The 16180-nt window shown below is 63.2% G+C and carries 13 protein-coding genes; 5 read left to right on the top strand and 8 right to left on the bottom strand.

Going from position 1 to position 16180, the window contains the following annotated elements; translation table 11 throughout:
- Positions 1–84: 84 nt before the first annotated feature.
- The 3 genes from ACIGGF_RS05725 to ACIGGF_RS05715 all read right to left on the bottom strand — a co-directional run bounded on the left by ACIGGF_RS05725 (position 85) and on the right by ACIGGF_RS05715 (position 4379).
- Complete coding sequence (locus ACIGGF_RS05725; protein ID WP_397520395.1) at positions 85–1533, bottom strand: alanine/glycine:cation symporter family protein; 1449 nt, start codon at positions 1531–1533, stop codon at positions 85–87.
- 130 nt (positions 1534–1663) lie between these two features.
- Positions 1664–2998 (bottom strand): flavin monoamine oxidase family protein, encoded by a 1335-nt coding sequence (locus ACIGGF_RS05720; protein ID WP_397520394.1) that lies wholly within the window; start codon positions 2996–2998, stop codon positions 1664–1666.
- A gap of 28 nt (positions 2999–3026) precedes the next feature.
- Complete coding sequence (locus ACIGGF_RS05715) at positions 3027–4379, bottom strand: protein kinase (RefSeq protein ID WP_397520393.1); 1353 nt, start codon at positions 4377–4379, stop codon at positions 3027–3029.
- Positions 4380–4564: 185 nt separating this feature from the next.
- On the opposite strand from ACIGGF_RS05715, the gene ACIGGF_RS05710 reads away from it, so the two are divergent.
- From ACIGGF_RS05710 to ACIGGF_RS05695, 4 genes are all read left to right on the top strand, one after another.
- Positions 4565–5782, top strand: a complete 1218-nt coding sequence (locus ACIGGF_RS05710) for an EAL domain-containing protein (RefSeq protein ID WP_397520392.1) — start codon at positions 4565–4567, stop codon at positions 5780–5782.
- Positions 5783–5875: 93 nt separating this feature from the next.
- Positions 5876–7420 (top strand): alanine/glycine:cation symporter family protein, encoded by a 1545-nt coding sequence (locus ACIGGF_RS05705; protein ID WP_397520391.1) that lies wholly within the window; start codon positions 5876–5878, stop codon positions 7418–7420.
- A gap of 13 nt (positions 7421–7433) precedes the next feature.
- Positions 7434–8054 carry a GyrI-like domain-containing protein gene (locus tag ACIGGF_RS05700; protein ID WP_397520390.1) on the top strand — a complete coding sequence of 207 codons (621 nt, stop codon included), beginning with the start codon at positions 7434–7436 and terminating at the stop codon, positions 8052–8054.
- Between the two features lie 25 nt (positions 8055–8079).
- On the top strand, positions 8080–9351 hold the full coding sequence (locus tag ACIGGF_RS05695) for an MFS transporter (protein ID WP_397520389.1): 1272 nt from the start codon (positions 8080–8082) through the stop codon (positions 9349–9351).
- Positions 9352–9357: 6 nt separating this feature from the next.
- Here the strand turns inward: ACIGGF_RS05695 and ACIGGF_RS05690 are convergent, their stop codons facing one another.
- The 3 genes from ACIGGF_RS05690 to ACIGGF_RS05680 all read right to left on the bottom strand — a co-directional run bounded on the left by ACIGGF_RS05690 (position 9358) and on the right by ACIGGF_RS05680 (position 11346).
- The gene (locus ACIGGF_RS05690; protein ID WP_397520388.1) at positions 9358–9786 is read right to left on the bottom strand and encodes a VOC family protein; all 429 of its coding nucleotides are present in this window, start codon (positions 9784–9786) and stop codon (positions 9358–9360) included.
- A gap of 86 nt (positions 9787–9872) precedes the next feature.
- Positions 9873–10175 carry a hypothetical protein gene (locus ACIGGF_RS05685; RefSeq protein WP_397520387.1) on the bottom strand — a complete coding sequence of 101 codons (303 nt, stop codon included), beginning with the start codon at positions 10173–10175 and terminating at the stop codon, positions 9873–9875.
- A 19-nt stretch (positions 10176–10194) separates the two neighbouring features.
- On the bottom strand, positions 10195–11346 hold the full coding sequence (locus ACIGGF_RS05680) for an NAD(P)/FAD-dependent oxidoreductase (protein WP_397520386.1): 1152 nt from the start codon (positions 11344–11346) through the stop codon (positions 10195–10197).
- Positions 11347–11427: 81 nt separating this feature from the next.
- Here ACIGGF_RS05680 and ACIGGF_RS05675 point away from each other — a divergent pair, with 81 nt between their 5' ends.
- Positions 11428–11991 carry a dihydrofolate reductase family protein gene (locus ACIGGF_RS05675; RefSeq protein WP_397520385.1) on the top strand — a complete coding sequence of 188 codons (564 nt, stop codon included), beginning with the start codon at positions 11428–11430 and terminating at the stop codon, positions 11989–11991.
- Between the two features lie 16 nt (positions 11992–12007).
- Here the strand turns inward: ACIGGF_RS05675 and ACIGGF_RS05670 are convergent, their stop codons facing one another.
- Positions 12008–12304: a DUF503 domain-containing protein gene (locus tag ACIGGF_RS05670; RefSeq protein WP_397520384.1), complete on the bottom strand. Its 297-nt coding sequence runs from the start codon at positions 12302–12304 to the stop codon at positions 12008–12010.
- A 206-nt stretch (positions 12305–12510) separates the two neighbouring features.
- Entirely contained in the window at positions 12511–16038 is a 3528-nt protein-coding gene (gene car, locus ACIGGF_RS05665; RefSeq protein ID WP_397520383.1) for a carboxylic acid reductase, read from the bottom strand.
- Between the last annotated feature and the right edge of the window lie 142 nt (positions 16039–16180).

Below are 16180 nucleotides of genomic sequence, written 5' to 3'. Positions count from 1 at the left end.
GGATCCGGCTCGAGTGCAGGCGAGCGCAAAAACGGGGACGACATCGTATGAGATGTCGTCCCCGTCTTCGCGTTCGTCGCGGTGTTACTTGGTCGTGTTCGGCTTGGTGGAAGCAGATTCGTTGTCGAGCACCGGATCCCATACGTCCCCGGGCAGGTCACCGGGAAGATAGCTGTTTCCGCGTCCGACGAACTTGTCGTCACGGCCTTCCTTTCGCATGGCCTCGAAGTCTGCCAACGCTCCGAATGCCCACTTGCCCAACAGGGCGATCGCCACGAGATTGACGGTCGCCATGGCGGCCATGGCAACGTCCGCCAGTGCCCACACTGTCGTGAGCGCAGAGAGTGACCCGAAGCCGATGGCGGCAAGGACGATGGTGCGCAAGACATTCAGGAGCTTGCCCTCCACACCGAGGAAGTTGAGGTTGACCTCGGCATACGAGTAATTGCCCAGAATCGACGAGAAGGCGAACGTGAAGATCAGCAGCGTCATCGGGATCGTGGTCCACGTTCCGAGTTGCGCAGAGATCGAATCCTGAGTCAGCACGGCGCCGGCGACACCACTCGGATTGTTGATGTCGTACACGCCCGAGACCAAGATGATGAATGCTGTTGCGCTACAGATGACGATGGTGTCGAAGAAAACTCCGAGCGATTGGATGAGGCCCTGCTTCACCGGATGCGACACCGTGGCGGTCGCCGCCGCGTTGGGGGCACTGCCCATTCCGGCTTCGTTGGAGAACAGGCCACGTTTGACGCCGTTGAGCATGGCCGCCAGGATTCCGCCCGTCGTGCCGCCGATTGCTTCGTTCAGACCGAAAGCGCTCGAGACGATCTGACCGAACACCGTGGGGATCTCGCCGAGGTTCATTCCGACGATCACGAGGGCGAGCAGCACGTACACCACGGCCATGATGGGCAGAACGTACTCGGCCACCCGGGCGATGCGGCGAACCCCGCCGAACAGGATCGGAGCCGACAGCACCACGAGGAATACGGCAATCCAGCCTGCGTCGATGTTCATCGTCGACGAGAACGATTCGGTGATCGTGTTTGCCTGCACCATGTTGAACGCGAATCCGAATGCGAAGATCAGTAAGCAGGCGAAGACGATTCCCCAGCGGCGTGAGCCCAGACCCAGCTGGATGTAGTAGGCCGGACCGCCTCGAAAGCTACCGTCCGGATTACGCACCTTGTACATCTGTGCCAACGTCGCCTCGATGAAGGCCGTCGCCATTCCGACTGCCGCAACCAGCCACATCCAGAAGATGGCTCCCGGTCCGCCGAGAGTGATCGCGATGGCGACACCGGCAATGTTTCCCGTACCCACTCGGGATGCGAGACCGACACAGAACGCCTGGAACGCCGAAATGCCGCCTTCTGCGTCCGATCGAGATCCGCCGATCGCCTTGAACATCGACGGCAGCAGTCGAATTTGGACGAACTTGGTGCGGACGGTGAAATACAGCCCGACGCCGATCAACAAGTAGATGAGAAATACGCTGTAAAGGCGATCGGCCAAGAAGTCGATCACTGAACTGACGGTATCCACTGTGCCATCCTGGAGTGCTCGGTGTGTGGGTGCGTCGACAGCACACTACTCGCAGATTGCCGAAGGTTTGCACCGAACGAGACCACCGGCCTTCCGGCTTCGGTGACTCCCGTCAACGGCTCGATGGCTCCCATATCTCACCGAACGGAACCGAACGTTCCAGAATGCGTTCTGCAACACGGTGTCCCGACTTCATCGCGGCGGTGACCGTTGCCGGATCGTCTGTCCACGTGGCCTCACCCGCGAGGTGCAGAACACCGCCGATCGGCGTGGCGAGATCGTCGTGATCGCGGGACCTGGACCCCACCGTCATGTACGAATACGAACCGTACGAGAACGGATCGTCCTGCCACCGAGTGACATACACGCTGTCCGGCGGGACGACACGGTGGCCGTACACGCCGCGCAGTGCCTCCAGTACCGAATCCGAGATGCGTTCATCCGACCACTCTCGAGTCTGCTGCGCGCACGGTCCCGCTGCAAACGTCAGAAGTGTGGGGTGTCCGTCCAAAGTGACGTCGTACCAGGAGTGCCACCATCGGCCGGCCTCGCCCTGGCGCCGAATCGCGTACACGTTCTCGTCCCAGAACTTTATTGGAAACTGCAGGAAGACTTTCTCGAAAGCATTCATCGCCAAACGGTCGAGCGCACCCGAAACGGGTTCTGGTAGCGGTGGTTCGATCACGAAATCGGACGACTTCAACACGCCGACGGGAACCGTCACCACGGCGCGATCAGCGGAGAACCACTGGGACCCGATGCGCAGTGCAACCCCGTCCGGGTCCCAACGAACCTGCGTCACCACATGTTCGAGTCGAACATCCAGTCCCTCCGCCAAACATGCCGCCAATTCGCCGTAGCCGTCGGGAAAGACGACTTCGTCGCCGTCGATGGCGTCGTCGTCCAGGCCGTGAGCATCGAGATCCCCCTGCGCGACGCCCAGCTGCTCTTCGGCTCGGTGCGCAAGAAATTCACGTACTCGGTCCAGGCGGTCATTGTCCCAATCCAGTTCGGTCAGAGTCGCTTCCACCGCATCACCGAACGAGGTCAGAGGCGGGGACTCGGCAATCACCCTGGCGAATCGTGCGTCGAAATCGTGAACGTCGGCGGCGAACCGCGCCGCTGCTGACTCGCTCAGTCGGGTACCGGTGGGGGAGTAGTACGCGATGGGACGACCATCCGGTTGGTAGCTGCCCACGGTGAACTCGGTCGTTCGAATGCCGAAGGCGCGCACAGCGTCGGCCAGCGGATTGTTGTCGATTCCGTGAACCCAGGACGCACCGACGTCTTGGGTGTCTTCAACATCTGTACTCACTGTCCACACACGACCGCCCACGCGGTCGCGAGCCTCGAGAACAGCGACTCGCTGACCCGCGCGCTGGAGAATTCGGGCCGCAGTCGAACCGGAGATTCCCGCTCCCACCACAATCGTGTCGAACTGGGTCATAGTCGCTCCGCTCGCCTGGTGGCCCTGCTCAGTTTCCTCGACCGGGGTTTCCCGAACCCGAAGCGCCGTTACCGGAATTTCCCTGGCCCCCGTTCGGAGAGCCGGAATTGCCGGGTCCTGCATTACCGGGGCCGGTGTTCCCGTTCCCATTGCCGTTGCCGTTCCCGGGGTTTGCATTCTGCGGCGGTGGGTCGGGCGCGATGGGTTCGATCAGCACCGGAATCGACGAGGGCGCGACCACTGCCGACGGGCTAGACAATGACGTTGGTGCAGGTCCAGGCACCTGCGTCGTGGGCTCGGCGATTGCCGGCTCGTCCGGTGTCGGTTGCACCGGGGAGCTGGGCGCCTGAGCCGGGTCGTCGCCGGTGCCGGACGCGAGCCAGACGATCCCCGCTCCCAGTGCCACGAAAAGCGCGGCCGCCCCGGGGACGACCCATCGTCGACGCGGCGGTCGGGGCGGGGCGCTGACCGAGTCCGTAACCGCCCATTCCGTACTTCGCTGAATCGGAACAGCGGCGGTCGAGGGGAGGGGGGTGGCACTGCGGACGACTCGGCGCAGTCTGGTTGCGACCGCAGCTGCGTCCGGGCGATCCTCTGGCCGCCGCGACGTCATGGCGGTGAGCAGCGAGTACCACTCCGGCCCGAATTCCTCCGGGACGGCCGGGTCACGGTGCAATCGCGCGACCGCGGCTGCGACCGCGCTGCCCTCGAATACCATTGTGCCGGTGAGGCACTCGATGAGGACGAGGCCCAGCGTGTATACGTCGGTGGGCGGGCCCGCGGATGTGCCCGTCGCCTGTTCGGGGCTGAGATAATGTGCTGTGCCGACGGTGGTGCCGTGTTCGGTGAGTCGCTCGGAGTCGAGGATGCGGGCGATGCCGAAATCTGTCAGCTTGACGCACTGCCCGGCACCCGAGTCCGGTGCCCGGGCGATCAGGATGTTCGCGGGTTTGATGTCGCGGTGCACCACTCCCCGGCGGTGAATGTATGCGAGAGCCTCCGCCATCTCACTTCCGATGCGGGCGACGTGAGCGGCGGGCATGGGACTGCCTCGGCGAAAGTTGCTCAGGGTCGGTCCGTCGACCAATTCCATCACCAGGTACGGCACCGGAACGCCCGTCGCATCCGAGGCAGTGCCTGCGTCGTACAACGTGACGAGACCGGGGTGCGACAGTGACGCCAAGGTGCGAACTTCTGCGTCGATGCGGTGGACGGTGTCCGCGGGTTCGCCGTGGCGAAAGATCTTCACGGCGACGGATCTGCCGAGGACCTGGTCCTCGGCGTGAACGACGTCGGCCATTGCGCCGCGCCCGAGAACCGCCCCCAGCCGATATCGACCGGCAAAGAGCTGTGCAGTGCGAGGACGGGGATCCTCTTCCATCGATGTTCACCGCCGTTCGTCGACCACTCCGAGCACCATATAACCAACCGACCCTCGTTCGAGGTGCAGTCCGTTCTCGACACCGCCTCGGCATCGGGCATGATGGTCCACCGGGTGGGGACAGATCGAGCAGCATCGAGGAAGGTTCCATGCGTCCCCAGCCGACGAATACGCGGATATCGCCGATGTCGATCGACATCACGTCGGTCTACCAGCCGATTGTCGTGCTGGACGATCGCGCAGTGGTGGGGTACGAAGCTCTCGTCCGGTCCAGCGGTGACGGCCCCTCGGTAGCACCGCCGGAACTGCTGCGCGCGGCACGAGAGCAGGGTGTGACCGCCGAGTTCGACTGGCGGTGCAGGACCAGCGCAATCCAGGGTGCCGTCGAGGCCGGTTACCCCGCCGAATTGGCGCTCTTCGTCAATGCCGAACCCACCGCACTCGATGCGCCGCCACCGGGAGACTGCCTGCCGCTGTTGGCCGAAGCCGCACGGTTGTCCGTCACCGTCGAGATCACCGAACGGGATCTGATGGGCGATCCGGCCGGTCTGCTGAGGGCGGCCGAGCACGCACGCAATATGGGGTGGCGGGTTGCCATCGATGACGTGGGTGCAGATTCTTCCAGTCTGGCGTTGATTCCGTTGCTACGTCCCGACGTGATCAAGCTCGATATGGCACTCGTACAGGGGCGTTCGACCGACGAGACGGCCGCCATAGTTGCTGCGGTCGCCGCCGAGGCAGAACGAACCGGCGCGCTGGTGCTGGCAGAGGGGATCGAATCCGAGCTCCACGAAAACTATGCGCGTTCGATGGGTGCGGTTCTGGGGCAGGGATACCTCTACGGCGCCCCGGGTCCACTACCGGCCTTCGGCGAGTCGGCGCACCCTGTTCACGCTGTCGAGTTGGATGCGACCGTCACCGTGCGCGCTCCGGTTGCGGTGACCCCCTTCGGCCTCACCCACGGTTCCGGTGTTCGCAGACACGCCGACGCATCTCTCCTCGAGGCCATCGAGAACAGTGTGCTGAGCAGTGCATTCGGCAGCGGGTCGTCAACCGTCGTTCTGGCTACACTCAGTACCTCGACCGGGCTGTCGGCGGCCCGCGCTGCGATCTACGACGACCTGGTGGCGCGCACCGCGTTGACGGCGGTGTTCGACTCGCAGCCCGCGCCGGCCGGGCACCGCTTCCGGACCGTTGTCGTCGGCACGGACGAACCTCTGGCCATGGAACGCTCGATCGTGATCGTGGCCCCGATGTCGAGCGTGGCCTTGATTGCTGTGGAACGCGGTACCACCCCCGAGGGAACGACACTCTACGACTATCGCCTCACGTACGACCGCGATGTGGTTCTCGACGCGGCCACAGTGCTTCTCAGGCGAATTCCTGCTCGATCGAATTCCTGATCGGCCGGACCGGTCGGTCAAATTCAGGTAAATAATTGCCGGAAAATCGGCAAATGGCATCGATGACACTTCAGGTGCTGTTCACTCTTGAGGATGAGCTCTCATCCCATCGCAACCGATCTTCTGGCCGCGGACGGAGGCACACTCAGCTCGATCGAGACAGCGATCAACAACGCTTTCGATCCGATCTCCGCCGCGGTGTCGAACTTCGTCTTCTTCACCGTGGACATCGGTGGTGCCGCTGTCCCCTTGATCGTGCTGTGGCTCATCCTCGGTGCCGTCATCTTCACGGTGACGTTCAAATTCATCCAGTTCCGCGGCATCAAGAGGGCGTTGATCCTGGTGAGCGGGAAGGAGGACGAGGCCGACGCGCCGGGCGAAGTGAGCCACTTCCGAGCCCTGACGGCCGCCGTATCGGGAACCGTCGGACTCGGCAACATCGCAGGTGTCGCCGTGGCAGTGACGCTCGGTGGACCGGGTGCCACGTTGTGGATGATTCTTGCCGGCCTGTTGGGTATGGCGTCGAAATTCGTCGAGTGCACCTTGGGCGTGAAATACCGAGACATCAACGAGGACGGCACCGTTTCCGGTGGACCGATGAAATACCTCACCAAGGGACTTGCCGAACGTGGTCTGGCGAAGGTCGGTAAGGTGATGGCCGTCTTCTACGCCATCATCATCACGTTCTTCGCCATCAGTGGCGGCAACATGTTCCAAGCGAATCAGACCTACGCGCAGGTTCGCTCGGTCACCGGCGGTGAGGACGGTTTCCTCGGCTCCGACGGTGCCAAGGCCGTCTTCGGTCTGGTCATCGCGCTGATCATCGGTCTGGTCATCATCGGCGGGATGAAGTCGATCTCGGCCGTGACCGCCAAGCTCGTTCCGTCGATGGCGCTGATCTACATCGTCGCGTGTGGCGTCGTGATCGCCGTCAACTTCCGCTCGGTCCCCACCGCGTTCACAGCGATCTTCGAGGGTGCGTTCTCGCCGGAAGGTGTGGCGGGCGGCGTTCTCGGCGTCATGATCATCGGATTCCAGCGCGCCGCGTTCTCCAACGAGGCCGGGCTGGGGTCCGCGTCCATCGCGCACTCGGCCGTCAAGACCAGGCACCCGGTCACCGAAGGATTCGTGGCAATGCTCGAGCCCTTCATCGATACGGTCGTCATCTGCACCGCTACCGCGTTGACCATCGTGATCGCCAACACGGTCACCTGGCAGGACCAACGTGCGATCGTCGCCGAGACGGGTGAGCTTCCCGCAGGTGGTGTGACGCTGACATCGGATGCTTTCGAGACCGTGCTTCCGTGGTTCCCGTACGTGCTCACAGTGGCGGTTGCACTGTTCGCCCTCTCGACTGCAATCACCTGGGCGTACTACGGACTGCAGGCCTGGACGTCGCTGTTCGGCCGCAGCCGCTTCTCGCGCACCTTCTTCAACCTCATGTTCTGCACGTTCACCGTCATCGGAACCGTGCTCTCGCTCGGCTCGGTGCTGGACTTCGCCGATGCCACTCTGTTCCTGCTGGCCCTGGTCAACATCACCGGGCTGTATTTGCTGCTGCCGGTGGTCAAGCGTGAACTCTCCGAGTACATGGCGATGAAGCGCGGCGAACCGGGCAAGGTCGACGCCGAGATGTAACTCCGCAGTCGGCATGAAGACAGATTTCAAGAAGACGCTGGATGCATACTCGGCGCGGCGCAACATCTTTCGCGCACTTGTCGTTCCGCCGCTGACCTACCTGATGATCGACGGACACGGCGATCCGAACACCGCTCCGGAGTTTGCCGAAGCAATCGGGTCGCTCTACCCCGTGGCCTATGCACTGAAATTTGCCAGCAAGAACGATCTCGGCCGCGACTACGTCGTCATGCCGCTCGAGGCATTGTGGTGGGCCGACAACATGGCTTCGTTCACCACCGAGAGGGACAAGAACAAGTGGCACTGGACGGCCATGATCATGGTGCCCGACTGGATCGACCGCTCGATGTTCGAGGTGGCGGTGGCGTCCGCCGACGCGAAGAGCAACTCGGATGCGTCGAGGCGTATTCGACTGGAGACTTTCGACGAGGGACTGTGCGTGCAGACGCTGCATGTCGGGTCCTACGACGACGAGACTCAGGTACTCGACGAGTTCCATCATCGATACATCCCACGTTCCGGATTGACGATGACCGGCAAACATCACGAGATCTACCTGAGTGATGCGCGCCGGGTCGAACCCGCAAAGCTCCGCACCATTCTTCGCCAGCCGGTTGCGCATTCAGCGGAGTAGGGGCCGCTCTGACACGATGGCCGTCATGACCAATGCGGTGCGTCCGGCGTCGTTCACGGCCGGAACCCTCACCTTGCTCGGGGCGCTCTACTTCGCGCAGGGACTGCCGTTCGGATTCTTCACCCAGGCACTTCCGGTGGTGCTGCGCGAATCGGGCTTGTCCTTGGTCGAAATCAGTGCCACCGGTGTGTTGTTTCTGCCCTGGGCGCTGAAATTCCTCTGGGCACCGTACGTCGACAAATACGGATCCAGACGACGGTGGCTGCTGTGGTTGCAGTGTTCTGCCGCAGCAGTGGCTCTGGCGCTGTCGTTCCTCGATCTGTCGTCGACGTTGCGTTGGCTGTTCGTCGGGATATTCGTCATGAACGTTCTCTCGGCGACGCAGGACATCGCAACCGACGGCATTGCCGTGCGTACGCTCACGTCTGCCCAGCGCGGGCTGGGGAACGGTCTACAGGTCGGTGCCTACCGAATCGGAATGATATGCGGCGGTGGGCTGCTGTTGTGGCTCTACACCGTCTCCGGTTGGCGGGTGTTGTTCGCCGCGATGGCGCTGCTCATCCTGCTGACGACGATCCCGGTGTGGTGGATGCGCCGGCAACTCGACGCAGCGGATGCCGATTCCGATCGGCACACTGAGCCGGAATCACCGGCGAGACTTGCGTTCGCATGGTGGTCCAGACTCCGCAGGCCCGGCATTGTGGCCTTCATCGCGCTGATCATCGGATTCAAATTCGGTAACTCGATGGGATCGGCGCTGGTGGGGCCATTTCTGTCGGACAGCGGACTGTCCCTGCCGCAGATCGCGTTGGTCGAGGGCGGACTGTCCTCGGTGGCAGCACTCGCGGGCGCGGCCCTCGGGGCGTGGATGACGTTTCGGCACGGACGTCGTCGGGCGCTGCTGATAGGCGGCGTGAGCCAGACCCTGAGCCTCGCGTTGTACGTTGTCGCATCCCTCGGCATCGGTGGCTTCCCGTTACTGATCACGGCGAACGTTACCGAGCACGTGCTCGGCGGGGCGGCCACGGTCGCAGTGTTCGCTCTGATGATGGACGCGTCGGAAAAGCGCTTCGCTGGAAGCGATTACACATTGATGGCCTGTGCGGTCGTCTTTGCGCAGGGAGCGGCAGGCATCGCGGCCGGTGTGGTGGGAGACCTGTTCGGCTACACGGCGATGTTCGGGTCTGCGCTGATACTGTCCGGAATGGGCTGTGCAGCACTGATTCTTGCGCTGGACCGAGGGTGGGGTCCCGACAGCCTTCGGCAGGTGATCCCGCCGAAGGCTTCCACCGGTTAGTCTCGGCTACTCAGGTCCGCCTCCGTCAGTCGAGCCGGCGATGTTCACCATCCACTGCACACCGAACTTGTCGGTCAGCATTCCGAAGGCGTCACCCCACGGAGCCTTCTCGAGACCCATGGTGAACTGCGCGTCGACGGTCAGCTTGTTCCAGTAGCCCGTCAGTTCGTCTTCGTCGTCGCCGCTGAGCGAGACGCTCATGGTGTTACCCGGAGTGTGTTCCATCGAGGACGGCGTGTCTGCACCCATCAGCGTGAATCCGTTCGGAGTCGTCAACTGGCCGTGCATGATCTTGTCCTGATCGGCCGGGTCCTCACTGGCATGGGCCTCGCCCAGCGTGGTGACGGTGAGCTCCCCCCCGAAGACGGACCGGTAGAACTCCATGGCCTCGCGGGCATTGTCGCGAAACGAGAGATACGGATTGAGAATGGACATGGCAGGCTCCTTGTTTCACAGATGTACGCCGACGGCATCGGTCGAAACGGTAGACCGGCGCTACGACGAAAAGTCACCGGAGAAGGTCAGTTCTCGTCATCGGTTCCGTCGGGCCGGGGTACCTCGGATTCCCAGCGAGCTCGTCGTTCCTCGTCGGACTGCTCCCACCAGGGTGTTCCCCGTTCTCCGAGAGCGACCTTGGTGGCCTGCACACCGGCGCGAGATTCCGGGGCCCCCGACGTACGCTTGACCTCCCTACGCCATGCCATGAGAATCGACCGCAGTTCTGCGTTGCGCTCTTCGGGTATGTTGGGATCCGTTGCCCGCCAGCGTCGCCCCTTGACGACGATGTAACGACCGTCCTCGGTGCGTTCGGGTTCTTCGGCCATGGGTCCACCCTGTCATGAATCAACTGCTCAGGTACCCCGGAACGTCGGTCGCATCGAGTCCCAGGGCGACAGCAGCGCGAGCGGTGACAGGTCCGACGAGATTGCCGGTTCCGTTGTAACCACCGAACGCGATCACTCCGTCGTCGACGTAGCAGCACACCGGCCGCCCGTCCCCGGTGAATCCGACCGACGCGGCCCACCGTGCACTCACCGAGACTTGTTCACCGGCGAACAACCGGGCGAGCGAGTCGAGATAGGTCTGCACTCCGGCCGTCGGTTCGCTGGACGAAGTCCACTCGTCCTCGACGAACAAGTCTCGACCGCCGCCGACGTACAAGCGTCCTGATGCGTCCTGCTGTGCATAGTCGTACCCCCACCGTCCGTACACGGGGCACGGCAACCGTCTCGCCGAGACGGGAGTGGTGGCGAGCATCTGCAGGCGGGCCGTCCGAACTCGGCCATCGAGCTGGGGGAGTACCTGTTCGAGACGACCATCGACGGCAACGAGAACCAGATCGCAGCGAATCACACCGGTCGGCGTCGTGACAGATCCGGCTCCGATGCCGACCGCAGGCGTGTTCTCGTGTAGCCGGGCGCGACCAGCCAGTGCCGCAGCCATTCCGATTGCACGCCGGGCAGGATTCATCATCGCATCGTCGGGAAGATAGATACCGTGCCCCAGCTCGCCCGAGTACCGTTCGACGGCAATGCCGTTCTCGCGCAGGCACTTCTCCAGATCTGCGCAGTCCTGCGCATCGGCGGGGTCGGTCGGCGTATCGGGAATGCCCGCAAGCCTGATGGATCCGGTGCGGCGGATGACGTCGGAACCGAGAATCCCTTCCAGAGAGTCGATCTCGGCCAGGGTCGCTCGATACAGATCGACAGCGCACGGACCCCACGTCGCGAGCGCGGTGTGCAGAAAGGTTGCAGGACCACCGAGCAAGAAGCCGCCGTTCCGACCCGCGGCACCGGCAGCGACCCGTCCTACGTCGATACCGACCACATCGAGTCCACGGTCGACGAGGTCGGCGACGGCGGCCAGACCCGATCCCCCGAGGCCGACGACGCAGACGTCGGCGGTGCAGTCTCCGTCCAACGTGGGCAACCCCGCCCAACCGGACACGACCGGGTCGTCGTCCCACGCCGGGCGGGACATGTCGCTCGCGGTCATCGGTCGATCGTATCGACGGATTCGGCGGGCGGATGGTTTACGATTCCGGCACCCGCATCCCAGCACCGGTAAGGACCGTCCATGCGCACTGTGATCGTGACCGCGTTCGTTTCGCTCGACGGCGTGATGGAAGGCCCGGGCGGCGAGGTGGGTTACCGCAATTCCGGGTGGACGTTCCAGGACATCGAGTTCGACCCGGCAGCGTACGAGATCAAGGGTCGCGAGCAGGAAGAGGCCACTGCGCTGCTGTTGGGCCGCACCTCATACGAGGCATTTGCGCCGATCTGGCCCACCATGGACGACTTCGCGGGATACAACTCGATGCCGCGGTACGTGGTGTCGACGACACTCGAGCAGAACGACTCACGTTGGCCGGCAACCATTCTGCGCAGTATCGACGATGTGGCCGAGCTCAGGAAGTCCGACGGTGGGCCGATCTCGGTCCACGGCAGCGCCACCCTCGGGCGGAGTCTCGCGGACGCCGGGTTGATCGATCGGTACCACCTGCTCGTCTTCCCGCTGCTGCTCGGTGCCGGAAAGCGACTGTTCAGTGCAGCCGACAAGGACACCACGCACCTCGAACTGGTCGAACACGAGGTATACGGCAACGGGATTCAGAAGCAGGTGTTCGACGTCCGTCGGTGAACCGGTGGGGCCGGTCTCAGATGTCGTCGCTTCGGATTGTGCGCCGACGAACCGACACGAGTTGCAGCTCGGGTCGTGAGGCCGCCATACGCTCCAATCGGTCGAGAACATCGGTGACGTGATCGAGTTCGCCTGCCACGACCGAAGCGCCGACACCTGCTCGCCTGTGAAGCTCACGATGGTCGGTTTCTGCGACCGACACTGCGAATTTACGGTGCATCTCGGAGATCACCGGCCGGACCACGGAGCGCTTCTCTTTGAGTGAGTGCACGTCGCCGAGAAGAAAGTCGAATTCGATCCATCCAATCCACATAGGCTTACGAGTTTAACGCCGTCGCTGCCGAGTGCTCCTGTTTCGCCCGGCGATGTCGGTGGATACTCGCTATTCGGCGCAGGATTTCGTGCACTGACGCCATGGCTGCGCCGGAGGAACACAGGATGTTGCCGGCGAGCGAGCCACAACCGGTCGGGGAGTAGGGCTTCCCGATGCGGGCCGCGCGGCCCGCATCGGGAACGTCTCTAGCGCTTGCTCACGAGGTCGAGCGCCACGAGATCGGAGAGATACTTCTCGATCAGTTCGCGTCCGAGGTGCGGAATGTCTCCGACGGCCGAGGCAAACTCGTCTGCAGGCAGCATCGCCCCGGACGACGGGTGCTGGGGCCGTGCGTACGAGTCGATCAAGGGGAGCAGCGAGTGCGTGCGCTGCTTCTCCGGAAGAGACTCGACTGCAGCGCTGAAACGCTCGAACCATTCGTCGTAGTTCTCGACGATCTCGATGTTGCAACCGGCTTCGCGGAGCCAGTCGACGAACGTGTCGAGCGAGATGTTGTCGTCGTGTGGGTTGAGGATGTCGAAGGTTCGGTAGCCTGACAGATCGTCGGCCGCAACCGAGGTGATCGCCGATGCACTGAAATCGGCCGGTAGACCGTCGTAGTGAGCCAGCGGTCGACCCTTCTCGTCTGTCGGTGCTCCGGTGTCGGTGGCGTAGAAGGTCTGCGGTGCAAGGCCGGTCGCGACGATCGACAGGACCAGACGCGTGAACACATCCGGCACGTTGAGCTGACCCGACCATGTACTGTGCGCGAGGATCATATCGGATCGAAAGACCGATACCGGGAGCCCGAACTCGTCGAATGCGTTGCGCAACAGCACTTCACCGGCCCACTTGGAGTTGCCGTAGCCATTGGCGTACGAATCGTCGACCGACCGCGACGGGCTGTTTTCGCGGATGTCGCCGTTCTCCTCGAAATTTTCGACGCCCACCGCGACCGCAACCGTCGAGAGGTAGGTGACCGGCTTGACGTGGTGGGTCAACGCGAGCCGAATCACCTCCGCCGTTCCGACGACGTTCGGTCCGAAGAGATGTTCGTACGGCAGAGCATGATTGACCAGCGCGGCGGGGTGCACGATGCGGTCCACGCGGCGTGAGAGTTGCTCCCAGAGATCGTCGTCCAACCCGAACCGGCGAGTGCCCAGATCGCCTGCCACCACGTCGAGTGCGGCGTCGGCCAGTGCGCGATATCGATCGGTCAACTTCGTGTCCCCGCTGTCGAAGGCAGCGTCGAGCCGAGCACGCGCATCGGCGTCCGAACGCCCTCGTACCAAGCACACCACCGTTCCACCGATTTCGGCCATGCGCTCCAACCATTCCAGGCAGAGGAAGCGTCCCAGGTACCCGTTGGCGCCGGTCAGCAGCACGGTCTCGGTTCGCACGCGTGCGCCCGACGCATGCCGAGCGGCATCGAGCAGCGCGTCGTCGAGGAAGGCAGAGAGCCGCAGGTCGGAGGCGTGTGCAACAGTGGCGTCGCGGCCGTGTACCGATGCGAATGTTGCTGTGTCCGAATCGTTGTCGCGAGCAGACACGATGTATTCGGCCAGAGCGGACAGATCCATGGCGGGTCCGGTGATCACACCGACCGGTACGTCGATGCCGTAGATGTCCCGCAGGAGCGTGGAAAACGACAACGCGGACAACGAGTCTCCGCCGAGATCGCTGAAGTGAGAGTCGGGTCGGACATCGGATCCGTCGCATCCCAGCAGTGCCTGCGCGGCATCGCCGACCGTGGCAAGCACCGGGGCGTCGGCACCCCTGCGTCGAAGCTCACGCAGGCGGTCGTTCTGCCCCGACTCCAGTTCTGTGTAGCGACGCTCGAGATCGGCACCGTAGCGTTCGACGAGCTTGGGTCGCAGTTGTTTCCCAGCACCGGACAACAGTCCGTTGTCCTGTGTGAACTGCTGGTGCTCGATGGTGACGTCGCGGGGAATTTCGTACGAGTTCAGCGATTCGGAACGAGCGATCCCCTGGAGCGATTCGATGATCGAGGTCGGCGTCGCATCGCGCTGAGCCGGAACGACCACGGCCAGAAGATAGGCGCGTTGGCTGTTGCCGTACAGAAAGATCTGGTCGACCAGTTCGCTGGTGCCGAACACTGCCTCGAGACGGGCCAAAGCGACGAACTCGCCTTGAGCCAACTTGAGAACGTTCTTACGGCGGTCGACATACGCGAGTCGGTCCGGCTCGATCTCGGCCACGACGTCCCCGGTGCGATAGAAACCGTCGGAATCGAACACGTCCGCGGTGACGTCCGGGCGCTTGTAGTACCCCGGAATGATCGACGTGGTCTTGAGGAGGAGTTCGCCGCGTGGGTACGGGTCGTCGGTCGAGAAATAGCCGAGCTCGGGCACATCGTCGAGCTTGTATTCGAGAACTGGTGGGCGCGCGATGATCCCGTCGTGCAACACCATTCCGGCTTCGGTGGAGCCGTAATTGTCGAGAACCTGGATATCGAGCAGCTCTGTGACGAAATCTTTGACCTCGGCAGCGATCGGTGCGGTGCCGACCATCGCCGCGAGAATGCGCCCGCCGAATCGTTCGTTCTTGCAGCGCTCGAGAACGCCGTGCCGTATGCGGTCTTCGTCGCCACCATCGGACCGCGCGACCTCTCGGTCGATCTCGGCAAGGACGTCGTGCCGGATCATCTCGCACACCCGGGGGATCAGCAGTGCCATCGTCGGCCGAGCGAGCGAGAAGTCCTCGAACAGGGTGGACAGGTCGCTGGATCCGGCGAAGTGAACCGTCCCGCCGGCAGCTAGTGTCGAGAACACCAGTCCCCGACCGGCCAGGTGGCTCATCGGAAGGTAGTCCAAGGTGATCACGGGGAACGCAGGCCCACCGCCGGATTCGGATGAGGCCCCGGTGTGGTGCCACGCTCCGGTCCAGGCTCCGCAGACGATTCGTTCGGTGTGCATCGCTCCCTTGGGAGTTCCAGTGCTGCCGGAGGTGTAGATCAGCGTCGCGAGTCGGTCTGGATCGTTGCCATCGGGTAATGGAACCTCGGGCAGCTGCGCGCCGCCGCGAACCAGCTCGGTGAGGGTACGGATGGCAATCCCCGTCTGCTCGGCGACGTTCTGCGCGGAGTTCATGATTCGCGTGTGCGCGTCGATCTCACCGTCGTAGTCGAGAACGACGATTCGCCGAATGGACCGGCAATGGGTAGCAACCTGTACCGCGACGGGCAGGTTGTCGATGTCGGCCGCGAGGACGACGGGCTCGACCTCGGCGGCGATGGCCGAGAGCTGGGCGGCGGTAGCACCGGCCTGCAATGGCACGGCGATCGCGCCCAGGCGGATCGTGGCCAATTCGGCAATGACATAGTCGGCACTGGCAAAGCCCAAGGTTGCGAAGAAGTCTCCCGTTGCGATCCCGAATTCGTCGTGCGTCAGCGCCGACGCCAGGGCACCGGCGTGGTTCCATGCCTGTCCGTAGGTCACGGTTTCGAAGTGTGGGAGCAGGTGAACAACGTTGCTTTCGCCGTCTCGGACCACGTCTCGACCCCGACGGCCCAAGGCCGGCCGATCCGAATAGCGCGTCATGATTTCGAAGACCACTCTGGCCGTACTGGGAGACAACTCCTGGGCGGCGTCGGCCACTGCACTGTCGGGTTCGGCGGCGCGAAACTCCTCGTCGGTCTCGTGCAACTCCTGGAATCGATCGTGCTGCCTGCGCTGACGATCCTGTCGGCTGTCGACGGCCAGTGTGTGCGTCATGCTCGACTCCCTCCACGGTGATTACATTCGTTATCAAAAGTAAGCATATGCCGGAGGTGGCTTTTCCAATCGTGACGCTGCTCATAGTCCGGTGAGTCGTAGAAGTGTGTCCGGCGGGTCTTTCGGAGCCCGGACATCGGGG

Origin of the sequence: Rhodococcus sp. NPDC078407 (genome assembly GCF_044542515.1) — a bacterium.
Lineage (GTDB): Bacteria > Actinomycetota > Actinomycetes > Mycobacteriales > Mycobacteriaceae > Rhodococcoides.
Note: the sequence above shows the minus strand (reverse complement) of the source record. Positions and strands in the feature narration are given on the sequence as shown.

Coding starts and splice junctions, on each gene's coding strand:
- ACIGGF_RS05720 (WP_397520394.1), bottom strand. CDS start 2,998: ATGACCCAGTTCGACACGATTGTGGTGGGAGCGGGAATCTCCGGTTCG.
- ACIGGF_RS05715 (WP_397520393.1), bottom strand. CDS start 4,379: ATGGAAGAGGATCCCCGTCCTCGCACTGCACAGCTCTTTGCCGGTCGA.
- ACIGGF_RS05710 (WP_397520392.1), top strand. CDS start 4,565: ATGTCGATCGACATCACGTCGGTCTACCAGCCGATTGTCGTGCTGGAC.
- ACIGGF_RS05705 (WP_397520391.1), top strand. CDS start 5,876: ATGAGCTCTCATCCCATCGCAACCGATCTTCTGGCCGCGGACGGAGGC.
- ACIGGF_RS05700 (WP_397520390.1), top strand. CDS start 7,434: ATGAAGACAGATTTCAAGAAGACGCTGGATGCATACTCGGCGCGGCGC.
- ACIGGF_RS05695 (WP_397520389.1), top strand. CDS start 8,080: ATGACCAATGCGGTGCGTCCGGCGTCGTTCACGGCCGGAACCCTCACC.
- ACIGGF_RS05690 (WP_397520388.1), bottom strand. CDS start 9,786: ATGTCCATTCTCAATCCGTATCTCTCGTTTCGCGACAATGCCCGCGAG.
- ACIGGF_RS05685 (WP_397520387.1), bottom strand. CDS start 10,175: ATGGCCGAAGAACCCGAACGCACCGAGGACGGTCGTTACATCGTCGTC.
- ACIGGF_RS05680 (WP_397520386.1), bottom strand. CDS start 11,346: ATGACCGCGAGCGACATGTCCCGCCCGGCGTGGGACGACGACCCGGTC.
- ACIGGF_RS05675 (WP_397520385.1), top strand. CDS start 11,428: ATGCGCACTGTGATCGTGACCGCGTTCGTTTCGCTCGACGGCGTGATG.
- ACIGGF_RS05670 (WP_397520384.1), bottom strand. CDS start 12,304: ATGTGGATTGGATGGATCGAATTCGACTTTCTTCTCGGCGACGTGCAC.
- car (WP_397520383.1), bottom strand. CDS start 16,038: ATGACGCACACACTGGCCGTCGACAGCCGACAGGATCGTCAGCGCAGG.